The 22178-nt window shown below is 29.6% G+C and carries 21 protein-coding genes and 1 riboswitch; of the genes, 12 read left to right on the top strand and 9 right to left on the bottom strand.

Translation table 11 applies throughout. The features are described from left to right. Positions 1-3: 3 nt before the first annotated feature. From ACTNBA_RS14340 to ACTNBA_RS14330, 3 genes are read left to right on the top strand one after another with little or no spacing between them, the layout of a single operon-like run. Positions 4-642, top strand: a complete 639-nt coding sequence (locus ACTNBA_RS14340; protein ID WP_441074890.1) for an HD domain-containing protein — start codon at positions 4-6, stop codon at positions 640-642. Then, positions 635-1426: a hypothetical protein gene (locus ACTNBA_RS14335; RefSeq protein WP_441074889.1), complete on the top strand. Its 792-nt coding sequence runs from the start codon at positions 635-637 to the stop codon at positions 1424-1426. Before ACTNBA_RS14340 ends, ACTNBA_RS14335 begins: the two co-directional genes overlap by 8 nt. Positions 1427-1463: 37 nt before the next feature. Beyond that, positions 1464-1769 (top strand): hypothetical protein, encoded by a 306-nt coding sequence (locus tag ACTNBA_RS14330; RefSeq protein WP_441074888.1) that lies wholly within the window; start codon positions 1464-1466, stop codon positions 1767-1769. A 91-nt stretch (positions 1770-1860) separates the two neighbouring features. On the opposite strand, the gene ACTNBA_RS14325 is transcribed toward ACTNBA_RS14330, so the two are convergent. Beyond that, on the bottom strand, positions 1861-2304 hold the full coding sequence (locus ACTNBA_RS14325) for a MarR family transcriptional regulator (protein WP_150845781.1): 444 nt from the start codon (positions 2302-2304) through the stop codon (positions 1861-1863). A gap of 340 nt (positions 2305-2644) precedes the next feature. Between ACTNBA_RS14325 and ACTNBA_RS14320 the strand changes: the two genes are divergently transcribed. From ACTNBA_RS14320 to ACTNBA_RS14305, 4 genes are all read left to right on the top strand, one after another. After that, positions 2645-4906 (top strand): ABC transporter ATP-binding protein, encoded by a 2262-nt coding sequence (locus tag ACTNBA_RS14320; protein ID WP_441074887.1) that lies wholly within the window; start codon positions 2645-2647, stop codon positions 4904-4906. Then, entirely contained in the window at positions 4899-6800 is a 1902-nt protein-coding gene (locus tag ACTNBA_RS14315) for an ABC transporter ATP-binding protein (protein WP_441074885.1), read from the top strand. The genes ACTNBA_RS14320 and ACTNBA_RS14315 overlap by 8 nt, the downstream gene beginning before the upstream one ends. A gap of 355 nt (positions 6801-7155) precedes the next feature. Next, a complete protein-coding gene (locus ACTNBA_RS14310) occupies positions 7156-7917 on the top strand; it encodes a threonine/serine exporter family protein (protein ID WP_035135828.1) in 762 nt (253 codons plus the stop codon). Between the two features lie 5 nt (positions 7918-7922). Continuing rightward, positions 7923-8402 (top strand): threonine/serine exporter family protein, encoded by a 480-nt coding sequence (locus ACTNBA_RS14305; protein ID WP_441074985.1) that lies wholly within the window; start codon positions 7923-7925, stop codon positions 8400-8402. A 77-nt stretch (positions 8403-8479) separates the two neighbouring features. Here ACTNBA_RS14305 and ACTNBA_RS14300 read toward each other — a convergent pair whose 3' ends face one another. Next, a complete protein-coding gene (locus ACTNBA_RS14300) occupies positions 8480-8887 on the bottom strand; it encodes a hypothetical protein (RefSeq protein ID WP_441074884.1) in 408 nt (135 codons plus the stop codon). Between the two features lie 243 nt (positions 8888-9130). Further along, positions 9131-9232: riboswitch (TPP riboswitch) on the top strand. Positions 9233-9430: 198 nt separating this feature from the next. Here ACTNBA_RS14300 and thiC point away from each other — a divergent pair. After that, positions 9431-10744, top strand: coding sequence for a phosphomethylpyrimidine synthase ThiC (gene thiC, locus ACTNBA_RS14295; RefSeq protein WP_346849112.1), 1314 nt, complete (start codon positions 9431-9433; stop codon positions 10742-10744). Positions 10745-10896: 152 nt separating this feature from the next. On the opposite strand, the gene ACTNBA_RS14290 is transcribed toward thiC, so the two are convergent. The 7 genes from ACTNBA_RS14290 to ACTNBA_RS14260 all read right to left on the bottom strand — a co-directional run bounded on the left by ACTNBA_RS14290 (position 10897) and on the right by ACTNBA_RS14260 (position 16720). Continuing rightward, complete coding sequence (locus ACTNBA_RS14290) at positions 10897-12600, bottom strand: tetratricopeptide repeat-containing diguanylate cyclase (protein WP_441074883.1); 1704 nt, start codon at positions 12598-12600, stop codon at positions 10897-10899. A gap of 220 nt (positions 12601-12820) precedes the next feature. Beyond that, entirely contained in the window at positions 12821-13498 is a 678-nt protein-coding gene (locus ACTNBA_RS14285; protein ID WP_441074882.1) for a Crp/Fnr family transcriptional regulator, read from the bottom strand. Between the two features lie 119 nt (positions 13499-13617). Continuing rightward, a complete protein-coding gene (locus tag ACTNBA_RS14280) occupies positions 13618-13818 on the bottom strand; it encodes a hypothetical protein (protein ID WP_346878292.1) in 201 nt (66 codons plus the stop codon). 137 nt (positions 13819-13955) lie between these two features. After that, positions 13956-14393, bottom strand: coding sequence for a gamma-glutamylcyclotransferase family protein (locus tag ACTNBA_RS14275; RefSeq protein ID WP_441074881.1), 438 nt, complete (start codon positions 14391-14393; stop codon positions 13956-13958). Further along, on the bottom strand, positions 14393-15037 hold the full coding sequence (gene pcp / locus ACTNBA_RS14270; RefSeq protein ID WP_441074879.1) for a pyroglutamyl-peptidase I: 645 nt from the start codon (positions 15035-15037) through the stop codon (positions 14393-14395). Before pcp ends, ACTNBA_RS14275 begins: the two co-directional genes overlap by 1 nt. A 67-nt stretch (positions 15038-15104) precedes the next feature. Beyond that, positions 15105-16034 carry a DUF979 domain-containing protein gene (locus tag ACTNBA_RS14265; RefSeq protein WP_441074878.1) on the bottom strand — a complete coding sequence of 310 codons (930 nt, stop codon included), beginning with the start codon at positions 16032-16034 and terminating at the stop codon, positions 15105-15107. Between the two features lie 14 nt (positions 16035-16048). Further along, complete coding sequence (locus ACTNBA_RS14260; protein WP_035131935.1) at positions 16049-16720, bottom strand: DUF969 domain-containing protein; 672 nt, start codon at positions 16718-16720, stop codon at positions 16049-16051. 262 nt (positions 16721-16982) lie between these two features. Between ACTNBA_RS14260 and ACTNBA_RS14255 the strand changes: the two genes are divergently transcribed. The 4 genes from ACTNBA_RS14255 to ACTNBA_RS14240 all read left to right on the top strand — a co-directional run bounded on the left by ACTNBA_RS14255 (position 16983) and on the right by ACTNBA_RS14240 (position 22084). Further along, positions 16983-17207, top strand: coding sequence for a hypothetical protein (locus ACTNBA_RS14255; protein ID WP_441074876.1), 225 nt, complete (start codon positions 16983-16985; stop codon positions 17205-17207). Next, positions 17188-17499, top strand: a complete 312-nt coding sequence (locus tag ACTNBA_RS14250; RefSeq protein WP_035131635.1) for a YbjQ family protein — start codon at positions 17188-17190, stop codon at positions 17497-17499. The genes ACTNBA_RS14255 and ACTNBA_RS14250 overlap by 20 nt, the downstream gene beginning before the upstream one ends. 403 nt (positions 17500-17902) lie before the next feature. Next, the gene (locus ACTNBA_RS14245; RefSeq protein WP_441074875.1) at positions 17903-18544 is read left to right on the top strand and encodes a hypothetical protein; all 642 of its coding nucleotides are present in this window, start codon (positions 17903-17905) and stop codon (positions 18542-18544) included. 216 nt (positions 18545-18760) lie between these two features. Then, entirely contained in the window at positions 18761-22084 is a 3324-nt protein-coding gene (locus ACTNBA_RS14240; protein ID WP_441074874.1) for an SNF2 helicase associated domain-containing protein, read from the top strand. Positions 22085-22178 lie beyond the last annotated feature (94 nt).

Raw genomic sequence — 22178 nt, 5'->3', positions numbered from 1 at the left:
GCTATGATAAAACAGTACACAAATTTAAATAATTTAGATATGTCTAGAGAAATAAAAGAAAATATTGAAAGAATATTCATGGGGAATAATGGAGAAAAGACCTTAGAGCACAGTATTAATGTTGCTAAAACTAGTATTATAATTGCAGAAAAATATAACTTAGATAAAGATGTTTGTGAAATTGCTGGATATCTTCATGACATTAGTGCAATTATTAGCCCTGAAGAAATGCTACAGTATGCTAAGGATAATAATTGGTATATAGATGAGGCAGAAAAAAAGTACCCATTTTTATTACATCAACGTTGTTCAGTTGAATTAGCAAAGGAAGTTTTTAACATAGAAGATAATAATATACTAGGTGCAATAGGTTGTCATACTACTTTAAAATTAAATCCTACACCATATGAGATGACTTTATTTATAGCTGACAAACTTTCATGGGATCAAGATGGAAGACCTCCTTTTTATGATTTGGTAAAAGAAGAATTAGACAAGTCATTATATCATGCAGCTTTAGCGTATATGAATTATATTGTAGATAATAAATTAATATTATATCCACATAAATGGTTTATAGAAGGAAAACAATGGCTGGATGGGCATTGTAATACAAGGAAGGAAGTAAGTGGTTATGAATAAAGAAGAAAAGAATCAGTTTATAGTAGATACCATAGCTAAGGTAAATAAGATATTCTCTATTCATGAAAAAATAAAGGATATAGATACATCTTTATTAAAGCTTTATACAGTAGCTGTAGTAGAAGATGGGTATTTTTTTATCTTTGATTTATCTGACAATGGTACTTGCTATGAATTTAAAGGTGAATATAAAGCACCTATGATTGTACCAGAAAAAGTGTTGGCCTCCTTTCCACTAGATTTTTATGATATGAAACCTGCATCTGTAGTATCTAAGGATGCATTTAATACCTTGGAGGGATATATATTTATATTTCATGAGTTTGTTCACTGCTATCAATGGGAGCAAGGAGATAGTGAAATTAGAGAAGAACTAGAAATTGCTAAAATAGCTAAAGAGAAAAAAGATTTTATGTGGGAGATAAATCATCCATTTCCTTATGAGGATAAGGTGTTCATAAATGAAACTTCTAAACTAGAATTTGTGGATAAAAAACTACAATATAAAGATATGGTAGATTATCATAGAGTTATGAAGAACCGTTTAAATCAAATAGACTTTGAATATATGGTATGGCAAGAGTTTATAGAAGGATTTGCTAGATATATTGAAAATCTTATTAGAGAAAAGTTACAAGTAAAATTAAATTCTAATAAATTAGAAAAACCTTTTAGTAGAGTAATCTTTTATGAGCTAGGTAGTAGATCCATAAGTGCTATATTAAAAGAAAATCCTGAGATTAAGGGGAATATTAAATGTATATATGATAAAATTAATATATAATGGATGAACTTTAGATAAAGGGTAGGGTGAGTGTTATATGGATTTTTTATATATTGTTATAGGGGTTATAGTGGCTGAGTTTATATGTTCAATATTGTTTAAAGGACTTAATGATAGCATTATTGGACTTTTTAAACCGATGCAGAAGTTTGTATCAAAATCTAAGAAGAAGAAAGTATGGAGTGCTATAGGGTATGGTATTGCTGTTTTTATTGCTTTGGCAATTAAGGATAGTTTTGAACTACATTACATTTGGTATGGTATATTAATTGGAGTTTTATTGTCTCTTAATGACATAATCTTTGAGAGAGGAATATTTGAGAAGAGAATAGACAATTTATAATAATATTAAAGTAAAAAATTTTATAGTATTAATAAGGTATAAAGAATAAAAGGTATAAAGCTAGTTTTATGATAGCTTTATACCTTTTATTTTAATTTATTTTAGACATAACTCTTTTAAATTCGGATATTGCACCACTAAGAGAAATTAAATCTTCATCTGGTAGCACAGATAACTTTTCCTTAAGAAAGCTTTTCATTAAATCCTTTTTGATTTTAAAGACTTCATTGGCTTTTTCTGTTATTTCAATTCTAATAACTCTTCTATCCTTTGGATCTTCATATCTATTAACATAACCACACTCAAGGAGTTTATCTATTATTGGGGTCATATTGGGTTTAGATATACAAAGGTCTCTGGCTATACTAGACACCGATGAAGGTCCATTTTGAGCTAGGTAAAAAACCACTTTTACATGAGATGGTGGCACAACTGTATTTTTCATAAAGTCTTCTAATTTTATAATCTTTTTATGAAGTAGCATCATAAGAAGGAAAAAGTCCTCAGATAGTTTAGTTAAATTTTTTTCATCCATAATAATTCTCCTTTGGCTGCAGTATTGAATTTCTATATTAAAATCGTTAATTAAAAATTAAAAAATCCACAATAAAATAGTTATTGACTTATAATAGTTATAAAACTATAATTAATATATGTTTATAACTGTTATATACTTATAAATAATATAATATCATAATTTATATAAATTAATAAGTATTTTATAAGATTATTATAAATAAATTTTTTTTAAATTGCAAATAAACTGATAAATTGTAAATACTATTGTTATCTATGTTCATAGGGCATAGGTAATAAAGTATTTTGTTTTTAGTTTATTTCTTAGTAATTCATTTTGTAAGAGGGAGTGGAGGAATATGTTCAAGTTAATTAAATATTTAAAGAACTCAGTGGTGCCAATTATCATCATAATTGGATTACTAATTGTTCAAGCAGTCTGTGACCTTTCTTTACCTGACTATACTTCTAATATAGTAAATGTTGGAATTCAGCAAGGGGGAGTAGAAAAAGTTACACCAGAAGTAATTAGAAAGAGTCAATTAGAAAAGTTAGAACTGTTTATTAGTGAAGACGATAAAATAGAAATTAAGAGTAATTATACTTTGTTAGATAAAGATTCTCTTAGTGATGAAGAATACAATAAATATGTGAAGAAGTATCCTTCTTTAGAAAATGAAGGTGTATATAAGCTTACAACTAAGAAAAAGGATAAAGAAACCATTGAAAAGTTAAATGGAATATTTGCAAGGCCAATGTTAGTAGTGCAAGGCTTTGAAAGTGACAGTGAAGAAAGTAAGGCCATGAAAGCAGCAATCATAGCTAAGTTTCCTCCTAATATGGGTATAGATGAAAATGCAGATATATTGGAAGTGATGTCACAGTTACCGCAGGAACAGCGAGATACTATGATGAAAGATATAGATAAAAATTTTGAGAACTTACCTAATACTATGATAGACCAAGCAGCTATTAGTTATGTAAAAAATGAGTATAATAATATTGGTTTGAATATAGACAAAATGCAAACTAACTATCTTCTTTATACCGGAGGATTAATGATACTTATAGCCCTACTAAGTATGGCTGCTACAGTAACTGTTGGATTTATTGGGGCTAGAGTGGCGGCAAACCTTGGTAAAAACCTTAGAAGTAAAGTATTTTCTAAAGTTATAGGTTTTTCTAATGCAGAGTTAGATAAGTTTTCTACTGCGTCACTTATAACTCGTAGTACCAACGATATTCAGCAAATTCAAATGCTTATGGTAATGCTTCTAAGAGTAGTATTCTATGCACCAATCTTAGGAATTGGTGGAGTAATAAAGGTTTTAAACACAGAAACTTCAATGGCTTGGATTATTGTTGTTGCAGTAGTTGCTATTTCAGCAGTAGTAATTGTTTTATTTACAGTAGTTATGCCAAGATTCAAGAGGGTTCAGAAACTAGTTGATAGGATTAACCTTGTAACTAGAGAAATTTTGACTGGTATGATGGTAATTCGTGCCTTTAGTACAGAAAGACATGAAGAAAAAAGATTCGATAAAGCAAATAATGATTTAACTAAGAATAATTTATTTGTCAATAGAACTATGGCTTTAATGATGCCAACTATGATGTTGATTATGAATGGAATTACTATTTTAATAGTATGGAATGGATCACATAGCATTGATGCAGGAACCATGCAAGTTGGAGATATGATGGCATTTATTCAATATACAATGCAAATTATAATGGCATTCTTAATGATATCTATGGTTTCAGTGATGTTACCTCGTGCTACAGTTTCAGCTGGGCGTATAGATGAAGTATTATCCACTGAATATGTAGTTAAGGATCCTGTAGCTCCAATAAAACTTGAAGAAGATAAAAAGGGATTTCTTAAATTTAATAATGTTTCCTTTAAGTATCCAAACGCTGAAGAAAATGTTCTAAGTAATATAACTTTTACTGCTATGCCGGGAGAGACTACCGCATTTATTGGTAGTACAGGAAGCGGTAAGTCTACCCTTATTAATCTTGTACCGAGATTTTATGATGTGACTGAGGGAGAAATACTTTTAGATGGAATTGACATTAGAAAAGTAAGTCAACATGATTTAAGAGAAAAGATAGGTTATGTACCTCAAAAAGGAGTGTTATTCTCTGGTACCATTGAAAGTAACTTAAAATATTCAGGTAAAAGTATTACAGACGAAGATATGATAAAGGCTGCAGAGATTGCACAAGCCACTGACTTTATTAAAGGTACTAAGGAGAGTTATAATACTGAAATATCTCAAGGGGGTACTAATGTTTCAGGGGGCCAAAAACAAAGACTTTCTATTGCAAGAGCTATTGCTAAAAAACCAGAGGTATATATTTTTGATGATAGTTTCTCAGCTTTAGATTTTAAGACTGATGCGGCATTACGAAAAGCCCTTAAAAAAGAAACATTAAATAGTACAGTTCTAATTGTAGCTCAAAGAATAAGTACGATTCTACATGCAGAGCAGATAATAGTTTTAGAGGAAGGTAGAATTGCAGGTATTGGAACTCACAATGAGTTAATGAAAACTTGTGATGTGTATAAACAAATAGCACTATCTCAACTTTCAAAGGAGGAGTTAGCTAATGAGTAAGGAGCAAAATATGAAAAAAGGACCTATGGGTGGTGGAGGACCTATGGGACGTGGACCAATGGGAGGTCCTGGAGAAAAAGCTAAAAACTTTAAGGGCACCATGAAAAAGCTTATTAGTTATCTTAAACCTTTTACTGCATCCATAATAATTGTTATAATATTTGCCGTTGGAAGTGCTGCTTTTTCTATTATTGGACCTAAGGTTTTAGGTAAAGCTACCACTAACATTTTTAAGGGACTTGTAGGTAAGATAACAGGTTCAGGAGTAGGCATAGACTTTGAATATATAGGAAGAATTTTATTAATACTTTTGATTTTATATATAATTAGTACATTATTCTCTTTTGTACAAGGTTTTATAATGTCGGGAGTTACTCAAAAGGTTTCATATAATCTTAGAAAAGAGATTTCTGAAAAAATTAATAGAATGCCTCTTAAATATTTTGATAATAAGACTCATGGTGAAGTTTTATCTAGGGTAACAAATGATGTAGATACCGTAAGTCAAAACTTAAACCAAAGTATGACTCAAGTTATAACTTCAATTACTACATTAATTGGAGTACTAATAATGATGATTTCAATAAGCGGTATCATGACAGGTGCAACTCTCCTTATATTGCCAATATCTATGTTTTTAATATCGGTAGTAGTTAAGAAATCTCAAAAACACTTTAGAAATCAACAGAAATATTTAGGAAATGTTAATGGGCAAGTAGAAGAGGTTTATGGAGGGCATAATATAGTTAAGGCCTTTAATGGAGAAGAAGAGGCAATTAGAGAATTTAATAAGTTAAATGATAAATTATACGACTCGGCTTGGAAGTCTCAATTTTTATCTGGAATGATGATGCCTATTATGACCTTTGTAGGAAACATAGGCTATGTAGTAGTATCTATTTTAGGTGGATGGCTGGCTATTAAGAAAACTATTGAAGTTGGAGATATTCAATCCTTCATTCAATATGTAAGATCTTTTAATCAACCAATAGCTCAGTCAGCTCAGATAGCAAATCTAATGCAATCTACAGCAGCGGCTGCAGAAAGAGTTTTTGAATTCTTAGCAGAAGAAGAGGAAGTGCAATTTGCAGAAAACCCTGTTAAAATAAAAAATCTGTTATTGTCAGAAGATGAGGGAGAAGAAATTCAAGGTGAAGTAAACTTTGAAAATGTTCACTTTGGGTATAAAGAAGATAAGATTATTATCAATGATTTTTCAGCACATGTAAAACCAGGACAGAAGGTTGCTATAGTTGGACCTACTGGAGCAGGAAAAACTACCATGGTTAAATTGCTTATGAGATTTTACGATGTGAATAGTGGAGCTATCTTAATAGATGGTCATAATATTCAAGATTTCAACCGTCAAGATTTACGTAGTATATTTGGTATGGTACTTCAAGATACTTGGTTATTTAATGGCTCTATTAAGGAAAATATCAGATATGGTAGATTAAATGCCAATGATGAAGAAGTTATTGCTGCAGCTAAGGCTGCTAATGTGGATCACTTTGTAAAAACTTTACCTGATGGATATGATATGATTTTAAATGAAGAAGCTAATAACGTGTCTGCAGGTCAAAAGCAATTACTTACTATAGCTCGTGCAATTCTTGCGGATCCTAAGATTCTAATTTTAGATGAAGCCACTAGTTCTGTAGATACTCGTACTGAGGTTTTAATACAAAAGGCAATGGATAATTTGATGAAGGGTAGAACTAGTTTTGTAATTGCTCATAGATTATCTACTATAAGGGATGCAGATTTAATCCTTGTAATGAAAGATGGAGATATAGTAGAACAAGGAAATCATAATGAGTTACTTGCAGCTAATGGCTTCTATGCAAACTTATATAATAGTCAATTTGAAGACATTAAAGAAGATGTAGTTTAATAACTAAATAAAAAGTAAATAGAGTTTTTTGACTAGGATAGAGTTTTTTCCATCTGAAGTTTATTGACATAGTTTTTAAGAACTAGCTTAAATTAAGTAAATTAATTTGAGTTAGTTCTTTTTATTTTAGAGATAAGTATAACCTAGTATTTAGGAAATAATAATAAAGTAATTAGTTAAATATATAATAAATATAAGTTCATTTAATATATAAATAATTAATAGACAAATATGAAAAAGATGATATAATTACCATTAATAAATGTGTAATATTAAATATGCTAAAAAATAATTATAGTAAACTGAATAAAATTCATGTTTATTAAATATATGGAATATTAGAAGGAGATTTATCATGAAAGCAAAACAGGTTTTAGATATAGCTCTTTCAGCAGGCGAACTACTTATTAGTAATGGATCAGAATCCTATAGAGTAGAGGAAACTATTGAAAGGATATGTAAAGCATATAATTATAAAAGTGAATGCATAACTACAGGAAAAGGAATTTTTATATCTATTTTAGATGAGGATCAAGAAAAGGTTACATCACTAAAAAAGGTTAGAAGCAAGAGTGTTGATTTATATAGCATAGAGCTAGTAAATAGTTTTTCTCGAAGCATCGAGTCAGAGAAGATTTCCTATGAGGAAGCAATGGAAAGACTAGAAGATATAAGAAAAACGCCTACTTTTAAATTACCTATTAGAGTGTTAGCTGGTGGAATGACTTGTTTTATTTATTCATTATTTTTCAACGGAACAATTTTTGCAGCCTTTATATCTGCGATTATTGGTATGATAATATATTATATGGTAGATAAGGTATCCAACGTAGGATTTTTCCAATTTTTTATCTTCTTTTTCTCAGGATTTCTTATAGCTAGTATAAGTATTTTATTTGAAAATATTATAACTATAGTGAACAAGGACAAGATTATACTAGGGTCTATTATGGTACTATTACCTGGTGTAGCCCTTACTAATGGAATAAAAGATATAATTTATGGTGATTTTACATCAGGAATTTCAAAGGTAGGTGAGGCAGTTTTAATAATTACAGCAATTGGTTCAGGAATTGGTACTGCATTAGCCTTTAGAAATTTTCTAGGAATCTTTTAGATATAATATATTTAAGTGAAAGTAGAGGCTATGTTATGATTAGACAAATTGTTTTAGCGTTTTTTGGAAGTGTATTTCCGGCCATATTATTTAATATAGATAGAAAAAAATTAGTTTGGGCTGGGATTTCAGGAACTCTTGCATGGATAAGCTATTTAATAGTGTTCAACTATGGAGGAAGTGTAATTATTGCTACTTTCATGGGGGCATTTGTAGTAGGAGTTTATAGTGAAGTAATGGCAAGAAGGTTAAAGGCTCCAAGTATGCAGTTTTCAATACCAGGAATATTCCCGTTAGTACCAGGAGTTATGGCCTATAACACAGTATTATATATAGTAGCTCAAAATTATGACCTTGCTTATAGCAGTGCAATGAAAACTATTATAGTAGGTGGAGCTATTGCCTTTGGAATGATGTTATCTTCAACTACTTATAAATTTTTTAGCAAAATTCAAAGAGATATAGAAACAAAGAAAGCAGCATAAAATAAAATATTAGGCTATGTTTTAAACTGTTGTTAAAACATAGCCTATATTTAAATTAAGTTTAAATTTATACTTAATTATTGAGCCTTCTTTTCGTTTTCCTTGTTATTTTCAGGGTTACACTTATTATCACACTCTGGTTTTCTCATATGTTTTCCAGGAGTCTTTGTATTTTGTTTTTTCTCATCAGTTTCGTTTAGAGTTGGTTTCTTTTCATCTTCTTTAGGAGCTTTTTCATTCTCAGGCTTAGACTCACTTATAGTTTGCTTCTTTTCATCAGGTTTTTTTGTCTTTTCTTCTTCCTCAATCATAGTTGGTTTCTTTTCCTCAGTGGGTTTTTCATCCTTAGATTTTTCTGATGGAGTCTCTATAGTAGTCATTTTTTCACTATTAGAATCCATTGATATATTATCATATCCAAAGGCTACAGTAGAAGAAGTCATGATGGCACCAACTAATGTTAGTATAATTAAAGATTTTTTCATTGTAATACACCGTCCTTTTAAAGTATTTACTTAAATTCTTAAGTATGAGTATATTTGATGAGAATAACAAGAATAAGGATAAGCTATTGAAAAATAAAAGGTTTAAGAAAACTCGACTTTAGTTTATCCTTAGAAAGAAAAAATATGTTATTAAAAATTTTCCATTAAAAATGTGGATAATAATAAATTAAAAGTGAATTTGAAAATTATAGTTTTTATGTTATAATGAAGTTAATTTAATAATTATTTAGCTAGGGGTGCCTAATGCTGAGAGAAGCAATAATTGCTTTAACCCTTGAACCTGATGTGGATAATGCCATCGAAGGAAAGCTTTAAAAGATTTTAATAATAGCTTATTTATAAAAATGTTTATAAATATTTATTTTATGAATTCATCTAAAGGCTTACCTTGTGTAAGCCTTTATTTTTTTAGATAAGAATTAATAAAGGTTTGTAAAAAAATATGTAAGCAATTATTTTCTCCTAAAGAAAGGCGCTAAATTATTAAATTAAATAATTATTGTACTTAGGGAGGAAGAAAGTATGAATTTTACAACACAAATGGATGCCGCTAGGAAGGGCATTGTAACAAGAGAGATGGAGATTGTAGCTAAGTCAGAGAATATGGATATTCAAGAGTTAAGGGCTTTAGTAGCGGAAGGGAAGGTAGCTATACCTGCTAATAAAAATCATAAATCTCTTGTACCACAGGGAGTAGGACAAGGTCTTAAAACTAAAATAAATGTAAATTTAGGTATATCCAAAGATTGTGATGACATAGATAAAGAAATGGAAAAGGTAAAAGTTGCTTTAGATATGAAAGCAGAGGCTATTATGGACCTTTCTAATTATGGAAAAACTGCGAAGTTTAGAGAAAAGTTAGTAGAAATGTCTACAGCGATGATTGGAACAGTACCAATGTATGATGTAGTTGGCTTTTATGATAAGGAACTAAAGGATATCTCTGTAGATGAATTCTTTAAAGTAGTAGAAAAGCATGCACAGGATGGAGTAGATTTTGTAACTATCCATGCAGGACTAAACAGGGAAACTATAAATACTTTTAAAAGAAATAAGAGGATTACTAATATAGTTTCAAGGGGAGGATCTCTTTTGTTTGCTTGGATGGAATTAAATCAGAGAGAAAATCCATTCTATGAGTATTTTGATAGATTATTAGATATATGTGAAAAATATGATTTAACTTTAAGTTTAGGAGACGCATGTAGACCAGGTTCGATAGCTGATGCCACAGATGCTTCACAAATTAAGGAGCTTATGGTATTAGGTGAGCTTACAAAAAGAGCTTGGGAGAGAAATGTACAAGTTATAATTGAAGGTCCAGGGCACATGGCTATAAATGAAATAGAAGCTAATATGTTACTTCAAAAAAGACTTTGTCACGGAGCACCATTTTATGTTTTAGGACCTTTAGTTACGGATGTAGCTCCAGGTTATGATCATATAACTTCTGCCATTGGTGGAGCTATTGCAGCAAGTTATGGAGCAGACTTTTTATGTTATGTAACTCCAGCAGAACATTTAAGACTTCCAAACCTAGATGATATGAAGGAAGGTATAGTAGCAGTAAAAATTGCAGCTCATGCAGCGGATATTGCTAAAGGAATTAAAGGTGCATCGCAGTGGGATAATGAAATGAGTAAGGCAAGACAGGAACTTGATTGGGAGAAGATGTTTACCTTAGCTTTAGATGAAGAAAAGCCAAGAAAATATAGAAAAGAATCTACACCTCATCATGAAGATAGTTGCACTATGTGTGGTAAAATGTGTTCTATGAGAAATATGAACAAGATTCTTAGTGGAAAAGATATTAACCTTTTAAGAGAAGATGATTAATAATTAATAAAAGGACACTATTAAAAATTAAGCTTTTATTGGTAGTTTAAGCTTAGTAATTTTAAGAGTGTCCTTCTTTATATACTTTTATGTTTAATAACTTGAATAATATAATTAATAATAAAGGAATAACTGTTTTAAAGTTTAAATTATTAATATATATCTGCAGTTACTAAGTTCACTGAATTTATTGAATTTAGCATTAATTCATCTTCTAAGGTATTTATTAACGTAACTTTATCTCTTCCAGATTCTTTAGAGATATATAATTGTTTGTCTGCAATTTCAATCATATAGTCAGTTGATCTAAGAGAGGAAAGGTTTCCATAGACCCCACCAATACTAACAGTAATTACAGAACTCTCATTATCATGAGTAGATTTTATTTTTAAGTCCTTAACTTTACAACTTATTAGATTACCTAGGTAAATAGCTTCATCATAGGTTAAATCCTCAGCAAGATATATAAATTCTTCTCCACCGTATCTACCACAAAAATCGTGACGGGAGGTAGAAATGTCTTTTAAACATTGAGCAATACTAGCAAGACATTTATCACCATGCATATGACCCCAATAATCATTATATAATTTAAAGTTATCCACATCTATCATAAATAAAACCATATTATTTTTATTGAGTTTAGAATATTTCCATAGTCTACTAAACATTTGGTCAATGGCATGTCTATTTGAAATTTTAGTAAGAGAATCTTTCAATGCTTTAAACCGTAAATTCTTATTCTCATTTTTCATATATTGTAGCCTTTTATTTTGGGATTCTATTTCCATTTCTAGTTTTTGATTTATTATTTTAATTTGTTCTAATTCTTCAGCTTCTATAGCATGATTACATTGAATTCTTATAATTTCTAGTTTAGATTTCATGGTAGATGAAGAAACTTCTTCTTCTGAAAGGTGGTACTGCCTGTAATATTCTAAGGCTGTTTTAAAATCTCCTAATGATTCGTAGTATTTAGAAAGCTGCAAATGTATTTTGCTAAGCTTATGTTTGGAATTAAGTTCCTCAGCACAATGTATAGCTTTATTTAAATATTCTATAGCATCATCAGAAGAAGTAGAAAGCTTTAAAAAACCAATGTTAAAGTATAAATCTATGATATAGAATTTGTTGCTAATGGTTTCTAAGTGTTCTAAGGATTTATTATAGTATCCCATGGCTTTATCAAACTCTTTATTTTTAAAGTGAATGAAACCAATATTATTTTCTATTTCACCTAGAAGTATAAAGTTATTAAATTTAATTGCTATATCATAGCTTTCAAAAAATATTTTTAAAGCTTTATGGTAATTATTCTTCTCTAGAAGAACTTGTCCTATATTAAATAAAATAGATGCAGAGAGTGAAGTATAATTAAACTTTTTAGCTTTAGCTAAAGCTTTCTCATAATATTTCAAGGCTTTATTATATTGGGTAGTTATCCTGTGAATCTCTGCCATATTATTAAGGGAACAGGTGTGAATAAAACTATGTTTATCATCAATACACAAATCTAGAACTCTAAGACAATTTATTAAAGAATCCTCATAAAGTCCGACGTGAAAATATGCGCAACTTAAAAGATTTAAAGCTACAACAATGCCTTCCTCTTCATTTAATTCCATAAATATATCTAGAGCATGATGACCATATTCTACCCAATTGGCAAAGTTTGATAGTGATCTGTAAATTAAGGCAAAATTAATAAAGCAATAGCCCATTGCAGATTTATTATTAAACGATTCAGCTAATTTATATGCTTCTTTTGTTATTTCATAAGCTTTTCTAGGATCGCTATGTACAATAGTTTTTCCATCATCAATAAGTTTAAAAAGTTCTTTTGAGTTATTATCCATACTAAACAACCTACTTTTCTTAGAATAGTTTAATTATAATTTGAATTTAAACTTATAACTGAGTAACCAATGCATTTTTAACCTTATGGTTACAATAATATAATAACATAAAATTAGATGAAAAATAATATAAAATTATATGATATATAAAAATTACTTAGAGATTTTAAGTAATATAAACACAAAAAGTAATTATATGTTATATTTAATTTACTTGTTATTAATCACAATATTTTTTTAATCTTTCAAAATCTAGAATAACTATTTTTTTAGATGTGCTTGCTAATATTCCTTGGGATTTTAACTCGTTAAGAACTCTAGTAACGGTAACTCTAGAGCAACCGATTAAATTTCCTAATCCTTCATGGGTAAGCGGGAGACTTAATTCAATTGGATCATTAGTTTCAGAATAATTATTTATAGTTTGAGCAACAATTCTACAAAGAGCAGAGCAAATTTGAGCTCTTGGTGATCTCTTTAAAAGGTCTCCCATCTGAAATAAAGAAATTTGATATTTTCTTAATATACTTTGAAGAAAATACTCATAATTTTTAGGGTTATCATTTAAATAATTATATAAAGTTTCATTATCAATAAATGAGATTGAAGTATCTTCTAATGTAACTGGAGTAATGCCTATATGAGAGTGCTGAAATAAACTTTCTTCCCCATATATTTCTCCTGGTATTAAAAAAAATAAAATTTTTTCAAGACCATTTTTAGTATAGATACAAACCTTCACTTTTCCTTCAGTAACTATTGAGAGTTTACCACCAGGAAAGTAATCTATATGCTCATTTTTTTTATAATGTTTTATAATTCCTAAAGGAGCAAGTTCTTCAAGAAAAAAGGTTCTCATTTTTTCTTGTGGAATATGTTTAAAGTATTCTTCATACATATATTAAATCATCCTTTTCAATTTAATAGAGTAATAGGTAATGTTTATGTTAAATCTTAAAAAACGTCTATAGTATAATATAATTCCTCATATTATAGGAATTATTTTTAAATTAAATTTTATTCATTAGTATTATTTTTGTTATTAATAGTAGATTCATTTTGTGGAGTAACAGTAGCAATAGTTGATAGGTTTGTACCTATAGCTTGAAAAAGATTTCCTAATAGATTAATTTCATCAGAAGTTCTATTTTTAGCTATATATAGAGAGAGAACAGCAGCTGCTACAACTAATTCTTCGGGGTTTAGATTATAAGACATAAATTCACCTTAAGAAAATAATTATTATTTTATATATTATGCAATAGAAATAGAGATGTCAATAAATTTAAATATAATTTTAGTTTATTGCAATAAAAAATCTATCAAATAAATGATAGATTTTTCTACTTGTATTATTATAGGCTATTCATATACTTTTTCCAGTCTCCATGATGAATATAGATTGCATGGGAATTAAAGTTTTTATCATTGCCATCTACGTATTTATATATATAACAATTTTCAATAGCCTTTGTTTCAAGATTTTTGACATTTATAGTAGTTCTTATATATTCATTGATTGATATATCTTCAAAGGATCTGAATCCTTCCATTTGATCTAAGGAAACTATATCTTCATAAAAATCTTTTAGTGCCATAATTTCTCCAATAACAGTATCTTCTCCATCTAGTAAAGCAGGGTATCCCTTGTGAGGAAGATGGAAAAGCTTTCCCCTTACTTCTCCTAGAGAAGCTGGAGATACTTTATTTTTTAAGTATTTATCATAGTTAAAGAAACCTTCTCTTAAGCTTCCATATACAAATACTTTTTTTTCTTCTGTTGGGTATGTCATTAGCAGATTGTACCTCCTATAGTTTTAATGTCTTCATCTCCATTATTAACTAGGGCTTCTATACAAAGCTCAAGACATTTTGAAATATCTTGAAGATTCATATAAGGTGTATTTGGCTTTGTAACCACTTGATTTGGTATATATGGAACGTGAATAAACCCACCTTTCATATGAGAGTACTTTTTATCGATAAGATAAAGTAATCCATACATTATATGGTTACAAACAAATGTTCCAGCAGTATTAGAAATTGCAGAAGGATAGCCATTATCTACCATGTTTTTAACCATTGCTTTTATAGGTAAGTTAGAGAAATAAGCATTTTCTCCATCTTCTTTAATTTTTATATCTATTGGTTGATTTCCTTCGTTATCTTTAATTCTAGCATCATCTATATTAATAGCAACTCTCTCCGGCATAACTGCAAATCTACCACCTGCTTGTCCGATGCAAATAACTGCATCTGGGTTATGATTTTTGATAGAGGTTTCAAGGGCCTCTATTGCTTTATTAAAGACAGTAGGAATTTCTACCTTTATAACTTCTACGCCAGCAATATTATTAGGAAGTAATTTTACTGCTTCAAGAGCTGGATTTACAGGTTCTCCTCCAAAGGGATCAAAACCACTTATTAAAACTTTCATATATATATTTAATGAAGCATTAGCTTCATTAAAATTCACCTCCTTTAGTTATATCTTATATAAACTTTTAAAATGCTAAGAAATACATTAAAACTATGTGCGCTAGTAGTAATGTCATAGCCACAGGAAATTGACGTTTAATAATTGCATTTTTGTCGTCTATTTCTAGAAGAGCTGCAGGCATAATATTAAAATTAGCTCCCATTGGTGACATTAGTGTTCCACAATATCCAGCAGTAAGAGCCAAGGCACCAGCAACTACTGGATTAGCCCCCTGTGCAAATACAAATGGAATTCCAATACCAGCAGTGATAACTGCAAATGCAGCAAAGGCATTTCCCATAATCATTGTAAAGATAGCCATACCAATGCAGTAAGCAGCTACTCCAATTAAAAGATTTCCTTCAGGTATGAAGCTTGATATACCATTAGCAATAACAGTACCAACTCCAGCAGCTGTAAATAGTGAGCCTAATGCAGTAAGAAGTTGAGGTAAGATACTTACAGGTCCAACAGAGTCAATCATTCTAGCTCCATCCTCTAAAATGAACTTTGGATTAGCTTTTGTGATAATTAAGGTTGCAATAGTTGCTATCACAGCAGCTATACCAATAGCAGCTGTTCCGCTAATAGAAGTAAATTGTGCTATTCCTAGAGCTACAATTGCGATTACTAGAGGTGGTAAGAAAACTTTATTTTTAAGTTTTCCAGATTGAGTTTTAGCAAACTCTCCATCAAGGGGTTTGGTAGGTAGCATTTTAACTTGCTTAGAAACGGTCAAGCAACCTAAGGCTATTATTAAAATCCCAACTATATTAGCTGGGATATAAGGTCCAGCTATGAATATAATACCTAGAATTGACCAAAATATTGAAGTACCAATTCTAGCTTTATGATCTTTATTTGTAAATGTATAAACTGATAGGGAAATCATTAGGAAGCCCACTAAGGCATAAAAGATTTCCAATAAAAAATTTGATAGTGCTGCCATATCCATAATCGATTCCTCCTTTAATTATCTTTTTTAGAATATTTTTTAATTAATGATTTATCTAATAAATGATTTTGTACTAATACCATTATAAATAGTATTACAGCTATTGGGATAGAAGCTTTAGCTACATCGAGAGCATCTACTACATATCCTTGTTCCTGAAGTGTACTGGTTATTAGAAGTACTCCTGAGCTAGCCATAAATAAGTTTTGTCCAAAGAAGTTACCATAGTTGTCCATAGCAGCAGAAGAAGCCTTAATTTTATCCTCATCTTCCTTATCAATTTCTCCAAAGTTACTAACGGCAGCACCTTGTGCCATAGGGTTAACAAGAGGTCTAACAAATTGAGGATGTCCACTCATTCTAATAGAAAGGGCAGCTGCCACTTGTCTAACTAGGGCATAGACACTTAATAGCTTTCCAGCAGAAAGAGATTTAGCATTACTTATAAGAGTTGCAGCTCTTTCTTTAAGTCCATATCTTTCACACATACCAATTACAGGTAATGTTAATATGAATAATGTTATGGCTCTTTGAGATACAAAAGTTTGTCCTAGAGTAGTCAATATTTCGTTAATACTCAGACCAGCAACGAGCCCTGTTAAAACCCCCGCAGAAAGAACTACAGCAATAGTATCGAGTTTTAACGTAAAACCAATGATAACAATTATAATACCGATTAATTTGATCATTATTATCCTTCCTCCCATGAATTTATATAATTTTTTAAAATTATACACTATTATGAAAAGTAAATATGTATACAGGTATACAAAGAACGGATAAATATTAGGTATAGATGAGGTCGATTGGATAAAAATAAAATTTAATCATTATGCATCAACAGCTATTTTTATCCATATTGTATTAGTAGTTGTAGTATGATAATATTAGTCTAGTAAAATGGAATAATTAATATTTATAGCATATTTTTAGGGAGATGATAAGAGTATGGGAAAAATTATACTTACCATAGTAATAACAGTATTGATGCTCCTATTTGCAATTTTCTATTTTGGAGGTATCATATTTGTTACTTTTGCAGAAGGGATAAAGTTATTGCCAATAATTTTGCTTTTAATTGTCATAGGTATAGCAGGAGCAATTATTTATAATATGATAGAAAGAATAAAAGAAATAAAAGGGGGAGACGAAAATGATATTAGTAAATACTAATTACATTGCAGGAAAAGAGTTAGAAATGTTAGGAATGGTTAAAGGGTCAGTGGTGTGGTCTAAAAATATAGGTAAGGACATTCTTAGTGGTCTTAAAACCGTTGTAGGTGGAGAGATAAAAGGCTATACAGAAATGATGAATGAAGCTAGAGCCATATCTACAAAGCGTATGGCTGACGAAGCAGAAACTATGGGTGCTGATGCTATAGTAAATATAAGGTATGCAACAAGCTCAATAATGAATGGTACATCTGAAGTTATTTGTTATGGAACTGCAGTAAAATTTAAATAAAATTATCTGAGATAGACTGAGTCAAATAAAAAATTTTGACTCAGTCTTTATTATTTATTGCAAAAATAATGTTTTAATACGACCTTTAAAGAAGGACTACTAATATTCCTATAGCTTGTATATTATGTTAATGTAATTTTGAATAGAGCCTAGAAATAAAAAGGTTAAATCTTTTTGTATAAATAAGCGTATATAAATAAAGGATATTTCTTAAGATATAGGTATTAAGATTTAAAGTATGAGTAGAGAGTTACTATGTTCTTAGATAACGATCTTCCCTAAAGTACAACGACTTCTAAGTATCAAAAATACTGATACTAAGAAGTCTGTTAGCAAACTTCAATGGGAAAAAACTCCATCTGAAGCAAAGAACTCTATTTATATGAAATATGGAGGTATATATATGAAAATGAATAAATTAAAATTGTTATGTGGTACTTTAGTTTTAACTACGGTGGTACTTTTTTCAGGGTGTAATAGTATAAATGCAGGTGAAAGTGAAAAAGAGGAGGAAACTGTTGAAGTAGGAAATACAGAAAATCAAGATAATGATGAAATTTCAGCAAGCACAGAAGATAAAGGGGAGATTATTAAAAAACCTAGTGATTCTGCGAGGGAACTTGAGTTTAAGGATAGTTATGAAAGATCTCCATATTATAATTCAAGTAAAAAATATCCTATTATCACTATTTGCAAATCAAAAGAATGTTTAAAGGAGCATGAAGGGAAAGTAAAAGGACTTACTGTAAGCATGCTTTCATGTGTAAATGAAAATAACGACGTAGATGCAAGCAAATATGATGATGAGTTTTTTTCTAAAAAAGCTTTAATTATTGTAACACTAGATGAATCAAGTGGATCTGTGAGGCATAAAGTAAAAAAGGTAATTAAAGAGGGCAATGAAATTTCTATAGCAATTGATAGAATGGTTCCTGGAATTGGAACTGCAGACATGGCAGAATGGAATATATATATTGAGTTAAATACTGAAGACGTAGATGAAAATGATATAGTGAATCTTGGTTTGATTAAAGGTCTAAACTAGTTTTTAAATTTATGGTGAGCATGTAATTATATAAAGATTCATGCTCATCATTTTCATGTAATTATTTATAGTTCATATTTCTTTTATAGTTGGAAATTATAGAAAAGGTGAATTACTTTAAAATAAATGCGCTATAAAGATGGAAAAAGGTATATAATAAAAGGTAGATTAAATTTATAGAAAAAGGAAGAATTTTTAATTAGGAGAATTGTGAGAATGAAGTTTGATTTAGAGTTGAGAGAGATAAAGGATATATGTGGAAATGTTATTTTTAATAGAGCCATGGATATGTACCTTAGAAATAAAGTTAGAAGTATAAGGATCAATGAAAACTCTATAAATATATTATCAGTTACAGCCATAGTACAGTCAGCCTATGATGTAAATAATTATAAAACTAGTGTACTTATAAATAATAAAAATTTTAAATTATATCCCAACTGTAGTTGTGAAGCTTTTAGTCAATATCATATGTGTAAGCATGTAGGAGCTGTACTTATAAAGTTAAATAAGGAAGGTGTAAGAGGCAGGGGTATAAATATTCCTAAGTCTGGAGAAGAAGAGCTTCTTGAAACCTATAAAAGTACCTTTGACAAGGCTATTAGAGGAGTTGAGAAAGAACCTCTAAATATGGATATTACCTTAGTGGTAGAGGGTGAGCACTACGGAAGTAAGAAAAAAAGTTTTTATTTAGAGTTAAAGATAGGAACTAGTAGATTATATGTGGTAAAAAATATTCGTGAACTTATGGAGTGCATGTATACAAGTGGTGGAACTATTAATTTTGGAAAAGAGCTTCAGTATAATAACACTAAATATATGTTTAAAGATAAGGATCAAGAAATCATGAATATTATAAAGGAAATTTATGATTTAAATTTAGAAGTAATGAATAGGGTATATACTAATCGTTCTGTATTCTTTAGTGGGAAAAGGGTATTTCTTTCAGAAGGACAACTTAAAAATATTCTAACCATTAAAAATGGGAAGACTATCAATTTAGATTATAAGGGAGAGCATTATAAAGATATAACTGTTTCATTAGGAAACATGCCTACTAGTTTTTATATGTTTATGAAGGGAGATAATCTAAATATAGATATGAATGGTGAAATCTCACAGGCCATTTGTGAGAATACAGGACTTTATTATTTAAATAATACTTTATATTTATTGTCTGAAAAGGAAAAAAGTGATTTTACTCCACTTCATAGAGCATTTATGAAATCAAAAAATAATACTATATCCTTTAAAAAAAGTAGTATTAATGATGTGGCAAATTTTCTTCTACCTAAATTAAAGAGTATAAGTCCCATTGTTATTAAAGATGAAAGTGTAAAGGAACTTATAAAGGAGGAGCCTTTAGTAACAGAATTTTATTTAGATAAGGATAAAGATAGAGTAACTTGTGATGTGAAATTTAATTATGGAGAAGAAAGTTTTTATTATAATTTAGAAAATGAAAGTAAAAATATCAAAGATGAAAATCAGCAATTATTAAATGAAAAAGAAGTGGGAGTATCTGAAGATATTAGTGAAGATATAGTTATTAGAGATCTAGTGAAGGAAAGAAAGACTATAGAGAAGCTTTATGGACTTGGATTTAAAAATATAGATAAAAGTTTTTATATTGAAGATGAGGATGAATTAGTAGAGTTTTTAACCTATGGTGTGGAGGAATTAGCTGAGGTAGGAGAGGTTTACTACTCTGATAGCTTTAAGGATATAAAAATATTAACGCCTAAATCCTTTAATTCTAGCATTCGATTAAATGATTTAGATCTTTTGGAGTTTAATTTCAATATTGAAGGAATTTCTAAAGAAGAATTGAAGGCAACTTTAACTTCAATTAAACAGAAGAAAAAATATTATAAACTAAAGAATGGTTCTATAATTCCACTTCAGGGCAGTGAATTTAAAGATATTTATTCTGTTATTGATAACTTTGATATATCAATTTCAAAGTTAGCTAGTGGAAGTGTAGAAATACCTAAGTATGCATCCTTATATATAGATGAAAAGATTAATAAGGGGGCATTGAATTTTGTTACAAGAAATAAAGGCTTTAAAAATCTTATAGATAATATAAAAGATGTAAAAAGTAATGAATATAAAGTTCCAGAAGAACAAGGTGCAGTATTAAGAACTTATCAAGAAATTGGATTTAAGTGGTTTAAAACCTTATCTCAATGTGGATTTGGTGGAATTCTAGGAGATGAGATGGGACTTGGTAAAACCCTTCAAGCTATAACATTTATAAATTCAGAAAAACAAGAAGGAAATTTGAAAAATAAGGCACTAATTGTATGTCCTACTTCATTAGTTTATAACTGGGTTATGGAATTTGAAAAATTTTCTAAGGACCTAAGGATTGTAGCCGTAAGTGGAAATAAAGCAGAGCGAGAAATATTAATAGAAAACATAGATGAGTACGATGTAATAATTACGTCCTATGCCCTAATAAGAAGGGATTTTGAATATTATGAGAAGATGAAATTTGATATTTGTATAATCGATGAGGCACAATATATTAAGAATCCAACTTCTTTAAATGCAGAATCTGTGAAGTCAATTCAAGCTAAGAGTAAATTTGCTATGACAGGAACACCAATAGAGAACTCACTTACAGAACTTTGGTCTATTTTTGATTTTATAATGCCTGGATATTTAAAAACCCATGGAAAGTTTAATAAAAACTTTGAATTACCTATAGTAAAAGAAAAGGATGATAAAGCTTTAGAGGAATTATTGAAGCTTATAAAACCATTTATTTTAAGAAGATTTAAAAGGGATGTAGCTCTTGAACTACCACCAAAGATAGAACATAAAATAGTGGTGGACATGACTTCAGAGCAGAAAAAACTATACTATTCTTATGTAGATGCCTATAAAGAAGAGATGGAGCAAGAAATAAAGGAAAATGGCTTTAACAAAAGTAGGATGAAGATATTATCACTTATTACTAGACTTAGACAAATTTGTTGTGATCCTGCTTCCTTTATAGAAAATTATAAAGGCGATAGTGGAAAGTATCACGCTCTTTATGACATTTTGGAAGAAGCTTTAGAGAATAATCATAAGGTACTATTATTTTCTCAGTTTACTACAATTCTAGGTAGTATAAGAGAAAAGTTGAATAAAAAGGGAATAAACACTATGTATTTAGATGGTTCTGTTCCATCTAAAGATAGGATGAATTTAGTTAAAGAGTTTAATGAGGGGGAACCATCAGTATTTTTAATTTCTTTAAAGGCTGGGGGAACAGGACTTAATCTTACCTCAGCTGATATGGTAATACATTTTGATCCATGGTGGAATCCAGCGGTGGAAGAACAGGCTGAGGATAGAGCACATAGAATTGGACAAAAGAATACTGTGGAGGTAATAAAACTTATAGCCAAGGGAACTATAGAGGAGAAAATTTACAATATACAAGAAAAGAAAAAAGAAATCATAGATAAAGTAATAGATGGAGAAGAACATACGGAATTAACCTTATCTTCTATGAATGAAAAGGAACTAGAAGAGTTATTTTCATAATAAAACTCTATCTGAAAAGTGTTTACTACAGCGTATTTTAAGAAGATAATTACCAATTAATTATATTTAGATAATGAAATTTTTAGCTTGTCGA

It is taken from the genome of Clostridium sulfidigenes, assembly GCF_052067195.1.
Lineage (GTDB): Bacteria > Bacillota > Clostridia > Clostridiales > Clostridiaceae > Clostridium_J > Clostridium_J sulfidigenes.
Note: the sequence above shows the minus strand (reverse complement) of the source record. Positions and strands in the feature narration are given on the sequence as shown.

Excerpts from the sequence above, each read along its gene's own strand:
- ACTNBA_RS14245 (WP_441074875.1), top strand. The coding sequence starts at position 17,903 with ATGAAAATGAATAAATTAAAATTGTTATGTGGTACTTTAGTTTTAACT.
- ACTNBA_RS14315 (WP_441074885.1), top strand. The coding sequence starts at position 4,899 with ATGAGTAAGGAGCAAAATATGAAAAAAGGACCTATGGGTGGTGGAGGA.
- ACTNBA_RS14265 (WP_441074878.1), bottom strand. The coding sequence starts at position 16,034 with ATGGATATGGCAGCACTATCAAATTTTTTATTGGAAATCTTTTATGCC.
- pcp (WP_441074879.1), bottom strand. The coding sequence starts at position 15,037 with ATGAAAGTTTTAATAAGTGGTTTTGATCCCTTTGGAGGAGAACCTGTA.
- ACTNBA_RS14330 (WP_441074888.1), top strand. The coding sequence starts at position 1,464 with ATGGATTTTTTATATATTGTTATAGGGGTTATAGTGGCTGAGTTTATA.
- ACTNBA_RS14310 (WP_035135828.1), top strand. The coding sequence starts at position 7,156 with ATGAAAGCAAAACAGGTTTTAGATATAGCTCTTTCAGCAGGCGAACTA.
- ACTNBA_RS14325 (WP_150845781.1), bottom strand. The coding sequence starts at position 2,304 with ATGGATGAAAAAAATTTAACTAAACTATCTGAGGACTTTTTCCTTCTT.
- ACTNBA_RS14250 (WP_035131635.1), top strand. The coding sequence starts at position 17,188 with ATGATATTAGTAAATACTAATTACATTGCAGGAAAAGAGTTAGAAATG.
- ACTNBA_RS14300 (WP_441074884.1), bottom strand. The coding sequence starts at position 8,887 with ATGAAAAAATCTTTAATTATACTAACATTAGTTGGTGCCATCATGACT.
- ACTNBA_RS14285 (WP_441074882.1), bottom strand. The coding sequence starts at position 13,498 with ATGTATGAAGAATACTTTAAACATATTCCACAAGAAAAAATGAGAACC.
- ACTNBA_RS14320 (WP_441074887.1), top strand. The coding sequence starts at position 2,645 with ATGTTCAAGTTAATTAAATATTTAAAGAACTCAGTGGTGCCAATTATC.
- ACTNBA_RS14280 (WP_346878292.1), bottom strand. The coding sequence starts at position 13,818 with ATGTCTTATAATCTAAACCCCGAAGAATTAGTTGTAGCAGCTGCTGTT.
- ACTNBA_RS14290 (WP_441074883.1), bottom strand. The coding sequence starts at position 12,600 with ATGGATAATAACTCAAAAGAACTTTTTAAACTTATTGATGATGGAAAA.
- ACTNBA_RS14240 (WP_441074874.1), top strand. The coding sequence starts at position 18,761 with ATGAAGTTTGATTTAGAGTTGAGAGAGATAAAGGATATATGTGGAAAT.
- ACTNBA_RS14335 (WP_441074889.1), top strand. The coding sequence starts at position 635 with ATGAATAAAGAAGAAAAGAATCAGTTTATAGTAGATACCATAGCTAAG.
- ACTNBA_RS14275 (WP_441074881.1), bottom strand. The coding sequence starts at position 14,393 with ATGACATACCCAACAGAAGAAAAAAAAGTATTTGTATATGGAAGCTTA.
- ACTNBA_RS14340 (WP_441074890.1), top strand. The coding sequence starts at position 4 with ATGATAAAACAGTACACAAATTTAAATAATTTAGATATGTCTAGAGAA.
- ACTNBA_RS14255 (WP_441074876.1), top strand. The coding sequence starts at position 16,983 with ATGGGAAAAATTATACTTACCATAGTAATAACAGTATTGATGCTCCTA.
- thiC (WP_346849112.1), top strand. The coding sequence starts at position 9,431 with ATGAATTTTACAACACAAATGGATGCCGCTAGGAAGGGCATTGTAACA.